Source organism: Burkholderia sp. HAN2018 (assembly GCF_024704855.1).
In the GTDB taxonomy this organism is placed as follows: domain Bacteria; phylum Pseudomonadota; class Gammaproteobacteria; order Burkholderiales; family Burkholderiaceae; genus Burkholderia; species Burkholderia cepacia.
Genome location: NZ_QOBB01000243.1, coordinates 1 through 10,143 on the forward strand (window position 1 = coordinate 1; position 10,143 = coordinate 10,143).

General features: G+C 70.0%; 8 protein-coding genes and 1 pseudogene. 4 read left to right on the top strand and 5 right to left on the bottom strand.

Going from position 1 to position 10,143, the window contains the following annotated elements; translation table 11 throughout:
* The 3 genes from DPV74_RS34820 to DPV74_RS34830 form a co-directional block, all read left to right on the top strand.
* Positions 1-477, top strand: a 477-nt coding sequence (locus tag DPV74_RS34820; protein WP_240440070.1) for a DUF2760 domain-containing protein, incomplete at its 5' end; no start/stop codon positions are given.
* Positions 474-2,315, top strand: a complete 1,842-nt coding sequence (locus DPV74_RS34825; RefSeq protein WP_027790795.1) for an Hsp70 family protein — start codon at positions 474-476, stop codon at positions 2,313-2,315. The genes DPV74_RS34820 and DPV74_RS34825, both read left to right, overlap by 4 nt.
* Before the next feature lie 5 nt (positions 2,316-2,320).
* On the top strand, positions 2,321-5,071 hold the full coding sequence (locus tag DPV74_RS34830; RefSeq protein WP_119338851.1) for an Hsp70 family protein: 2,751 nt from the start codon (positions 2,321-2,323) through the stop codon (positions 5,069-5,071).
* Between the two features lie 130 nt (positions 5,072-5,201).
* Here the strand turns inward: DPV74_RS34830 and ctlX are convergent, their stop codons facing one another.
* Both ctlX and DPV74_RS34840 read right to left on the bottom strand, forming a co-directional pair.
* On the bottom strand, positions 5,202-6,203 hold the full coding sequence (gene ctlX, locus DPV74_RS34835; protein ID WP_119338852.1) for a citrulline utilization hydrolase CtlX: 1,002 nt from the start codon (positions 6,201-6,203) through the stop codon (positions 5,202-5,204).
* 59 nt (positions 6,204-6,262) lie between these two features.
* Entirely contained in the window at positions 6,263-7,342 is a 1,080-nt protein-coding gene (locus DPV74_RS34840; protein WP_119338853.1) for an ornithine cyclodeaminase, read from the bottom strand.
* Positions 7,343-7,638: 296 nt separating this feature from the next.
* Between DPV74_RS34840 and DPV74_RS34845 the strand changes: the two genes are divergently transcribed.
* A complete protein-coding gene (locus DPV74_RS34845) occupies positions 7,639-8,070 on the top strand; it encodes an Lrp/AsnC family transcriptional regulator (protein WP_027790799.1) in 432 nt (143 codons plus the stop codon).
* Positions 8,071-8,122: 52 nt separating this feature from the next.
* On the opposite strand, the gene DPV74_RS34850 is transcribed toward DPV74_RS34845, so the two are convergent.
* From DPV74_RS34850 to DPV74_RS34860, 3 genes and pseudogenes are all read right to left on the bottom strand, one after another.
* Positions 8,123-8,716, bottom strand: a complete 594-nt coding sequence (locus DPV74_RS34850; protein ID WP_027790800.1) for a peroxidase-related enzyme — start codon at positions 8,714-8,716, stop codon at positions 8,123-8,125.
* A complete protein-coding gene (locus DPV74_RS34855) occupies positions 8,713-9,243 on the bottom strand; it encodes a CMD domain-containing protein (RefSeq protein WP_119338854.1) in 531 nt (176 codons plus the stop codon). The genes DPV74_RS34850 and DPV74_RS34855 overlap by 4 nt, the downstream gene beginning before the upstream one ends.
* Positions 9,244-9,289: 46 nt before the next feature.
* Positions 9,290-10,143 (bottom strand): annotated as a pseudogene (locus DPV74_RS34860) (NAD(P)/FAD-dependent oxidoreductase); the annotation flags it as partial.

Sequence of the window (10,143 nt, forward strand, 5' to 3'; positions counted from 1 at the left end):
GCCCCGGCACCGGTCGCGCCGACCCCGGCCCCGGCTGCCGCGCCCGTTGCGCCGGCCCCCGCACCCGTGAAGGCGCCTGCTCCCGAGCTGCGCGAAGCGAGCCCGCAGGCCGCACTGCAACTGCTCGGCCTGCTGCAGCGCGATGCGCGCTTTATCGACTTCGTCGAGGAAGACATCGCCGGTTATGCGGACGCCGAGATCGGCGCGGCCGCGCGCCTCGTGCACGACGGCTGCCGTGCCGCGCTGCGCGAGCACTTCACGATCGTGCCGGTGCGCGACGAAGCCGAAGGCAGCCGCGTGACGCTGCCGGCCGGTTTCGACGCGACGGCCGTGCGCGTGACCGGCAACGTGGTCGGCGCCGCGCCGTTCACGGGTACGGTCAGCCATCGCGGCTGGCGGGTGGCCGACGTGCGCCTGCCGAAGCTGACGGGCAGCCACGACGCCTCGGTCGTCGCACCGGCGGAGGTGGAACTGTGAGCGATCCGCGCTATTCGATCGGTATCGATCTCGGTACGACCCACTGCGCGCTGTCGTATGTCGACAGCGCCGCGAGCGACGGCGAAACCATCACGCAGCAGGTGCTGCCGATCGCGCAGCTCACCGCGCCCGGCGCGCTGGAGTCGCGCGACCTGCTGCCGTCGTTCCTCTACCTGCCGCATGAAAGCGAACTCACGCAGGGCGACCTGACGCTGCCGTGGACGGCCTCGCGCGGCTTCGCCGTCGGCGAGATGGCGCGCACGCGCGGCGCGGGCACGCCGATCCGCCTCGTGTCGAGCGCGAAGAGCTGGCTGTGCCACCCGGGCGTCGATCGCCGCGCGGCGATCCTGCCGAGCGATGCGCCACCGGAAGTGTCGCGCGTGTCGCCGCTGGAAAGCTCGATCCGCTACCTGACGCACCTGCGCGAAGCGTGGGACCACGCGCATCCCGACGCGCCGTTCGCCGACCAGGACGTGACGGTCACGATCCCCGCGTCGTTCGACCCGGCCGCGCGCGAGCTGACGGCCGAGGCCGCCCGTGCCGCCGGCTACTCGCGGATGACGCTGCTCGAGGAGCCGCAGGCCGCGCTGTACAGCTGGATCCAGAAGAGCCAGGGCGGCTGGCGCAAGCAGGTGCAGGTCGGCGACCTGATCCTGTGCGTCGACGTCGGCGGCGGCACGACCGACCTGTCGCTGATCGCGGTGGTCGAGCGCGACGGCAATCTCGAGCTGCATCGCGTGGCGGTCGGCGAGCACATCCTGCTCGGCGGCGACAACATGGACCTCGCGCTCGCGCACGTCGTCGCGCGCAAGCTCGCGCAGCAGGGCACGCAGGCCGATCCGTGGCAACTGCGGGCGCTCACGTACGCATGCCGTTCCGCGAAGGAAACGCTGCTGTCCGATCCGTCGACCGACGCGGTGCCGCTCGTCGTGCCGAGCCGCGGCTCGAAGCTGATCGGCGGGTCGATCCGCACGGAGCTCACGCGCGCGGAACTCACGCAGACGATCCTCGAAGGCTTCTTCCCGCAGGTCGACGCAGCCGCGCGCCCGGTGAGCCGCGCACGCGTCGGCCTGACGCAGCTCGGCCTGCCGTATGCGCAGGATGCGGGCATCACGCGCCATCTCGCGGCGTTCCTCGGCCGCCAGGTCGCGGCGCTCGACTCGCTCGAGGGCGTGCAGCGCACGCTGCCGCAGGGCGCGACGTTCCTGCACCCGACTGCCGTGCTGTTCAACGGCGGCGTGTTCAAGTCGACGCTGCTCACGCAGCGCGTGCTCGATACGCTCAACAACTGGCTCGCCGCCGAAGGCGCGCCGCCCGCCCGCCTGCTCGAAGGCGCGGATCTCGATCTCGCGGTCGCGCGCGGCGCCGCGTACTACGGCTACGTGAAGCGCGGCCGTGGCGTGCGCATTCGCGGCGGCACGGCGCGTGCGTACTACGTCGCGATCGAATCGGCGATGCCCGCGGTGCCGGGGCTCGAGCCGCCGGTGCAGGCGCTGTGCGTCGCGCCGTTCGGGATGGAGGAAGGCTCGGACGCGGCGCTGCCGCCGCAGGAGTTCGGCCTCGTCGTCGGCGAACCGGTGCAGTTCCGCTTCTTCGGTTCGTCGGTGCGCCGCCAGGACCAGGTCGGCACGCTGCTCGACTACTGGTCGCCGGAAGAGCTGCAGGAGCTCGAGGAAATCCAGGCGACGCTGCCGGCCGAAGGGCGCACCGTCGGCGAGGTCGTGCCCGTGAAGCTGCATGCGCGCGTGACCGAAGCCGGCACGCTCGAACTCGAGGCGATCCCGAGCGGCACGAACGAGCGCTGGAAGGTCGAGTTCGACGTGCGCGGCGCCGCCTGAGCGCGATGAAGCGCTATACGGTCGGGATCGACCTCGGCACGAGCAATACGGTCGTCGCTTACGTCGAGGCCGGTTCCGACGCGATCCGCGTGTTCGACGTCGAGCAGCTGGTCGGCCCCGGCGCGGTGGCCGCGCAGCCGCTGCTGCCGTCGGTGCGCTATCACCCGGCGGCGGGCGAGCTGCCGCCTGACACGTTGCGGCTGCCGTGGACGGTCGCTGCGAAAGCAAACGCGAGCGCGGCCGCCGATCCGCCGGCCGTGATCGGCCGCTACGCGCGCACGCTCGGCGCGCAGGTGCCGGGCCGGCTCGTCACGAGCGCGAAGAGCTGGCTGTCGCACGCGTCGGTCGACCGGCTCGCGGCGATCCTGCCGTGGGGCGCGGCCGACGGCGTCGAGAAGGTGTCGCCGGTCGACGCGAGCGCGAGTTATCTCGCGCACGTGCGTGATGCGTGGGACGCGCGTTTTCCCGATGCGCCGCTCGCGAAGCAGGACGTGATCCTGACGGTGCCTGCGTCGTTCGACGACGGCGCGCGCGCACTGACGGTCGAGGCCGCGCGACGCGCGAAGCTGCCCGCGCTGCGGCTGCTGGAAGAGCCGCAGGCCGCGTTCTACGACTGGCTGTACGGCCAGCGCGACACGCTGCGCGACACGTTCGCCGCCGCGCGGCGCGTGCTGATCTGCGACGTCGGCGGCGGCACGACCGACCTCACGCTCGTCGATGTCGCGCCGGGCGACGACGGCGAGCCCACCTTCACGCGTGTCGGCGTCGGTAACCACCTGATGCTCGGCGGCGACAACATGGACCTCGCGCTCGCGCGCCTGGTCGAGACGCGGCTGACCGAACCCGGCACGCGGCTGTCGGCCGCGAGCCTGTCGCAGCTCGTCGAGCGCTGCCGCGCGGCGAAGGAGCGGCTGCTCGGCGACGATGCGCCGGCGTCGGTCACCGTCACGCTGCTCGGCGCGGGCAGCAGGCTTGTCGGCGGTGCGCGTTCGGCCGAGCTGACGCGGCAGGAAGTCGAGCAGATCGTCGTCGACGGGTTCTTTCCGCAGGTCGAAGCCGGCGAGCTGCCGCGCCGTGCGCGCGCCGCGATCGTCGAATTCGGGCTGCCGTATGCGAGCGACGCGGCCGTCACGCGGCATGTCGCCGCGTTCCTGCAGCGCCATGCGGACGGCCCGCTGCCCGACACGCTGCTGCTCAACGGCGGCGTGTTCCGCGCTGGCGCGCTCGCCGGCCGTCTCGCGCAGACGCTCGGCGCATGGCGCGGCGCGCCGCTCGACGTGCTGCACAACGCGCATCCGGACGTGGCCGTCGCACGCGGCGCGGTCGCGTACGGGCTCGCGCGTGCCGGGCATGCGCCGCGCATCGGCGGCGGGTCCGCGCGCAGCTATTTCCTCGTGCTCGACGACGGCGCGGCCGATTCCGCCGCGCGTGGCGTCTGCCTGCTGCCGCGCGGTGCGGAAGAGGGCCGCGAGATCCGGCTCGACGATCGCACGTTCGCGTTGCAGCTCGGGCAGCCGGTGCGTTTTCACTTGATGTCGACCGTGGCCGAGACCCCGTACCGGCCCGGCGATCTCGTCGATCTCGACGGCGGCGATTTCGTGCGGCTGCCGCCGATCGCGACGGTCGTCGACGCGAAGGCGGGCGGCGACGCACGCGAAACGCCGGTGAAGCTCACCGCGTCGCTGACCGAGGTCGGCACGCTCGAGATGCATTGCATCGCGACCGACGATGCGGCGCGCCGCTGGAAGCTCGAATTCCAGCTGCGCGGCGATGCGCCGGTGCACGGCGACGACGCCGCGCCCGCGCGACATCCGCGGCTCGATCAGGCGATCGAGCTGATCGAGCGCTCGTTCGGCAGTAAGGCCGCAGGTGTCGCGCCGAAAGACACGCGCCGGTTGCGCGCACAACTCGAACAGGTGCTCGGCGCGCGTGAAGCGTGGGACGTCGCGCTCGCGCGCGAGCTGTTCGACGCGCTGCTCGCGCGCGCACGCCGCCGCCGCCGTTCGGCCGATCACGAGCGTGCGTGGCTGAACCTTGCCGGTTATTGCCTGCGTCCGGGTTTCGGTCATCCGCTCGATGCCTGGCGCATCGAGCAGCTGTGGCCGCTGTTCGACGACGGGATCCAGTACGTGACCGACGGGCAGGTGTGGTCGGAGTGGTGGACGCTGTGGCGGCGCGTGGCCGGCGGCCTCGACGACGATGCGCAGACGCAGGTACGCGACGCGATCGCGTTCCTCGAACCGTCCGACGACAAGCGGCGCAAGCTGCCGTTCGATCCGGGCAAGGTCGGCCCGGCCGACATGACGCGGCTGTCCGCTTCGCTCGAACGGCTGCCCGTCGAGCGCAAGGTCGAACTGGCCGAACGCCTGATCGCGCAAATGCAGAAGCCTGCCGAGCGTGCGCTGTGCGCGTGGGCGCTCGGGCGCATCGGTGCGCGCCGGCCGTTTTATGGCAGTGCGCACAGCGTCGTGCCGGCGGAAGTCGCCGGTGGCTGGCTCGATGCGCTGTTCGCGCTCGACTGGAAGCAGGTCGAGCCGGCCGCGTTTGCCGCTGCGCAGATTGCGCGGATGACCGGAGACCGTTCGCGGGATTTGCCGGACGTGACGCGCGACGCGGTAATCAAGCGCCTGTCGGCTGCGAATGCATCGTCGGCGTGGATCGACATGGTGCGTGAAGCGATCGCGTTCGACGAAGCCGACACGGTGCGCGTGTTCGGCGAGACGCTGCCGGCCGGGTTGAAGTTGCTGGCGGGGTGAGCGGCGCGCTGGGGCGACGGTATCGTCCGGATGCCTGAGCGTGCCGTCGATGCTCACGGATTCGACGACCTTGAAAAAACGGCTGCCGATGCATCGGCAGCCGTTTTCGTTTGTACGGATCGTGCGCCGGTCAGACCTGCTGCATCGCCTCACGCAACGCTGCGGCCGACTCCACGGCGATCACATCCGGCGTAACGGCCCGCCGCGCGAGATGAATCCCCGCGAGCATGCAGCGCACCGACCCGCCGGCCAGCTCGATCGTCGGCACGTCGAGCGGCAGCAGCCGCGCGGAGCGCTCGATTACGGTGCGCTGGTCGCGCGTGAGGCAATCGAACGCGCGCCGCGACAGCGCGAGCACACGCCCGTCCTTGCCCGACAATTCCAGCGTATTGCCCGCGAAATTCGCGATCTGCGAGGGATCGAGCGCGATCACCGCGCGCCCCGTTTCGGTCAGGCGTTGCGCGATTTCGCCGCGACGCCGGCTGTCGGCGATCAGGTCGAGGCCCACCATCGCGAATTCGGTGGCGACGCTCATCATCACGTTCGTGTGATAGATCGCGCGCCCATCGGCATCGGCCGTGTCGAAGCAGATCGGCTCGAAATTGAAATGCGTGCAGAAGCGTTCGAGCGCGACCGGATCGGCGCGGCGCGAGCGCGCGGTGTAAGCGATCCGCGCGACGTGGTCGAGCACCATCGCGCCGGTGCCTTCGAGGAACACGTCGTCGTATTCGAGGCCCGAGTAGTCGATCACGTCCTGCACGCGATATTCGGCCTTCAGCATCTCGATCACGTCCGCGCGCCGCTCGCGGCGGCGATTCGGGCTGTACATCGGATACAGCGCGACATGGCCGCCCGGGTGCGTCGAGAACCAGTTGTTCGGGAACACGGAATCAGGCGTGTCGCGCTCGCCGTGGTCGTCGAATACATGCACGCGCACGCCCGCATCGGCGAGCGTCTGCGCGGCGGCCGTGACTTCGTCGCGCGCGGCGGCCGATACCGACGGCAGGTCGGGCGCGCCGTTGCCGGCCGTGCGCTGGAAGGCGTTGTCGGCCGCGGTCTGCGGGTTCGGCAGGAAGCGGTGCGGCCGGATCATCACGACGGCGGCCGGCGCCTGGATCGATACGAGATTCATGACAGGCAGGAACGAAGGGCAGGAAAACGGGCGGCGCACCGGCCGCCCGGGCATGACGGTCAGCGCGCGAACGCGGCGACGGCTTCGGTCACGTATGCCGCGTGACCCTGCGCGATCGCGGCCGGATCGTCGATCAGCGCGAACAGGTTCTTCGGGTCGACGGCCGGCGGAATCAGCGCGATCTCGACGCCCGCGTTGTGCTGCTGCGCGAGCGCATAGAGGTAGCGCAGCGCCGAATAATCCTCGAGCGCGAAGCCGACCGAGTCGAACACCGTGACTTCGTCCGCGCGTTCGCGGCCGGTCGTCTCGCGTTGCAGCACGCGCCACAGCTCGGTGACGGGGAAGTCGGCCGGCATCTGCTGAATCTCGCCCTCGATGCGCGACTGCGGCTCGAATTCGACGAACACGCGGCCCGCATGCAGCACGCCCGCTTCGAGCTCGGTCTTGCCCGGGCAATCGCCGCCCACGGCGTTCAGGTGCATGCCGGGCTCGATCATGTCGGCCGTGACGATCGTCGCGTATACCTTGTCGGCGGTGACGGTCGTCACGATGTCGGCGCCGCGCACGGCATCGGCGGTCGACGCGGCACGCACGACGCGCAGTGCCGGGTACGCGGCGAGGTTCCGCACGAGCTTGTCGGTCGCGCGCGGATCGACGTCGAACACGCGGATTTCGTCGATGCCGAGCAGCGTATGGAATGCGATCGCCTGGAATTCGCTCTGCGCCCCGTTGCCGATCAGCGCCATCGTGCGCGCGTCGGGGCGGGCGAGTACCTGCGCGGCGAGCACCGACGTGGCGGCCGTGCGCAGCGCGGTGGTGAGCGTGAGTTCGGCGAGCAGCAGCGGATAGCCGGTGTCGACTTCGGCGAGCGCGCCGAACGCCATCACCGTGTGCATCCCGCGCGCGGCGTTGACGGGGTGGCCGTTCACGTACTTGAACGCGAACAGCGATGCGTTCGCGACGGGCATCAGTTCGATCACGCCGTCGCGCGAGTGGCACGCGACGCGCGGCGACTTGTCGAAGTCGGCCCAGTGCAGGTAATCGGCGCGCAGCGTGTCGACGAGTTCGCGCAGGAACGTCGTGACGCCGGTTTTGGCGATCAGTCGGGCGGTGGCGGGAACGTCGAGGAAGCGGGTCATGCGTCTGTCTCCATGTTCTCAGTGCCGGTACGGATGTCCCTGGCGTTCTGGTCGACCGGGCGGTGCTTCGGCGCGGCGCGGGCTTGCCGGAAAGCGGCGGCGCGGCGTGTCCGGCCGGTCGATACGTCATTATTTCCGCGAGTCGAGCCAACAAAAAGACAGCAAAAGTGGCAGATTTATCGATAGACTTGGCAGAATGCCAACCAGATCCGGCACTTTGTCAGGTTTCGCTGGCGCAGAATGCGCAGCCTCCGGCACGCTGGCGGCCGGTTCACGTTCAACAGGAAGCTCCGCCCATGATCACGCTCGACGATGTCGACCGGCAGCTCATCGCGCTGCTGCGCGACAACGCGCGACTGCCCGTCGTCGCGCTGGCGAAGGCATTGCGCGTCGCGCGCGCGACCGTGCAGAACCGGCTGACGCGGCTGGAGAAAAACGGCGTGATCGTCGGCTATACGGTGCGGCTCAAGCCGGCGGCGGAACGCCACCGGATCCGCGCGCTGATGTCGATCGCCGTGCAGGGCAACCGCGGCGCGGAAGTGGTGAAGGTGCTGCGCGGGCATCCGAACGTGACGTCGATCCACAGCACGAACGGGCGCTGGGATCTCGTCGCCGAGCTGCATGCCGATTCGCTCGAGCACTTCGATCGCGTGCTCGGCGCGATCCGGTTGATCGACGGGATCGCGAATACCGAGACGAGTATCTTGCTGTCGACGCACAAGGCGTGACGCGGGCGGCGCCTGCGTCAGCCCGTGTTCGGGTTGGGTCGGGCGTCAGGCGTCAGGCGAGTGACGCCGGTTCCGGAAACACCGGCTCGCCCAGCGTCAGCATCAACCGGTTCGCCCACGCGAAGATCGCGACCGCGTGCGACAGGTCGAGAATCTCCTCATGCGTCAGCCCTTCGGCTTCCAGCGCGGCGACATCGCTCGCGTCGACCGTTTCGGGCCGCTCCGTCAGCGCGATCGCATAACGGACGATCGCGCGTTCGCGCGCCGTCGTGCCGGCCGTCGCCGGATCGTCGAATACCTGCTCGATCGCGTCGGTGCGTTTCGCGAGCTGCGTGAAGCGCTGCGCATGCACGGATGCGCAATACACGCAGCCGTTCACGCGCGACACGGCCGTGCTGGCCAGTTCGCGCTCGGCGCGCGACAGCCCGCCGGGGCCGTACATGATCGCGTTGAACACGCCCGAGCGTTGCCGCAGGATCTCGGGCAGGTGGACGAGCAGCAGGTAATAGTCGGATGTCTTCGCTTGCGGGTGGCTCGCGTCGAGCACGGCCAGTTGCTCGGGCGTTGCGGCATCGAGCGAAACGGTGTCGAGCCAGGCGCGCCAGCCGAGCGTGTCGGACGTGAAGCCGTGGGCGGTCGTCGTCATGCGGCCTCCGTTGCAGTACGTGCCTGAAGCGCCTGCGCGGCGACGGCGACGCGCAACTGGTACGCGACGAACGCCACGAGCTGCGACAGCGCGACGATCGCGGGCGTCGTGAGCCCGGCCGACTTCAGCGCGTCGAGATCGGACGGGCGCGCATCGACAGGGGCGAGCGTCAGCAGGCGTGCATGCGCAAGGATCGCGCCGATGCGTCGAGGCAGTGCGTCGAACGCATCGGCGTCTGCGCGTGCGATATCGTCGAGCGTGCCGCCCGCGTCGATCAGCCGTGCACGATAGGTGTCGGTCAATGCCGATGCCTTCGATTTGTGCGCGACATACCGGGCCGTGTGCAGTCTTTCGATCAACGAAAGATCGGGCAGCGCGGGATCGAACAGGGCAGCCTCGCTCAGCCGCGTATGAAGCAGCACCTTTTCGCGCGCGCGGCGCAGTGCGGCGATCGCGTCGCAGTCGCGCAGGCCGGCCGCCGCATCGATCGTGTCCGGCGCATCGGCCGGCGTGATGGATTCAGTCATATCGTTCGGGATTCCTTGGTCATCTATGGGGTCGATGGACGCGCGCTCATGCATCGGCGTCGCGCCATTCGTCGCCTTGCAGTTCCGTGTTCGCGTATGCGACGAGCGCGTCGTAGTGGCGATCGCGATCCGCGTCGAACAGCCGGCTCGCGATGCCGCGCGCGAGCCGCTCGGCGCCCGCGCTGATCGCCGGGATATCGCCGGACAGCTTGCCGTGGCTCAGGCTCGCCGCATGGTTGAAGCAATGGATTCGCGTGACGGCCGGGCATGCACGGGGCTCGCGCTCCTGGAACGAGAATGCGGGGCCGAGATCGGGCGATTCCGCGAGTTCGTCGAGCCACAAATCCGTCGCCGGTCGATAACGATCCTTCCAGCGCCTCACGTGCGAGCCGAACGACGCGAATTCCGCGCGCGTCGTCCAGTCCGAATGAAAGCCCGTCGCGAAGATCAGGAAATCGACGGTGTAGCGCCCGCGCGGTGTCGTCACGTCGAGGCCGTCCGCATGTTCGGCGAGCGTCTCGATCGGGCTGCCCGCATGAAAATGCGCATGCTCGTGACGCGACACGCGCAGTACGCTGTCGCGCGGCGGCGGCGTCTGCGACGTCAGCGCGTAGTGCATGAAACGCCACTTCGTCGCGTCGTCGAGATCCGCGTAGCCGTGCACGAGCCCCGGGCTGCCGATGCCCGTCAGCTTGTTGATGCGCGGAATGTCTGCGCGGCGGAAGAACAGGTCGACGCGCGCGGCGCCGGCTTCGAGCGCGGTACCCGCGTTGTCGAACGCGGACGCGCCCGCGCCGACCACGCCGATGCGCTTGCCCGCGAGCGCCGCGAAGTCGATCGGCTCGGACGAATGGGCCCAACGCGCGCGCGGCGCGCGGTGCGCGACGGGCGGCACGTACG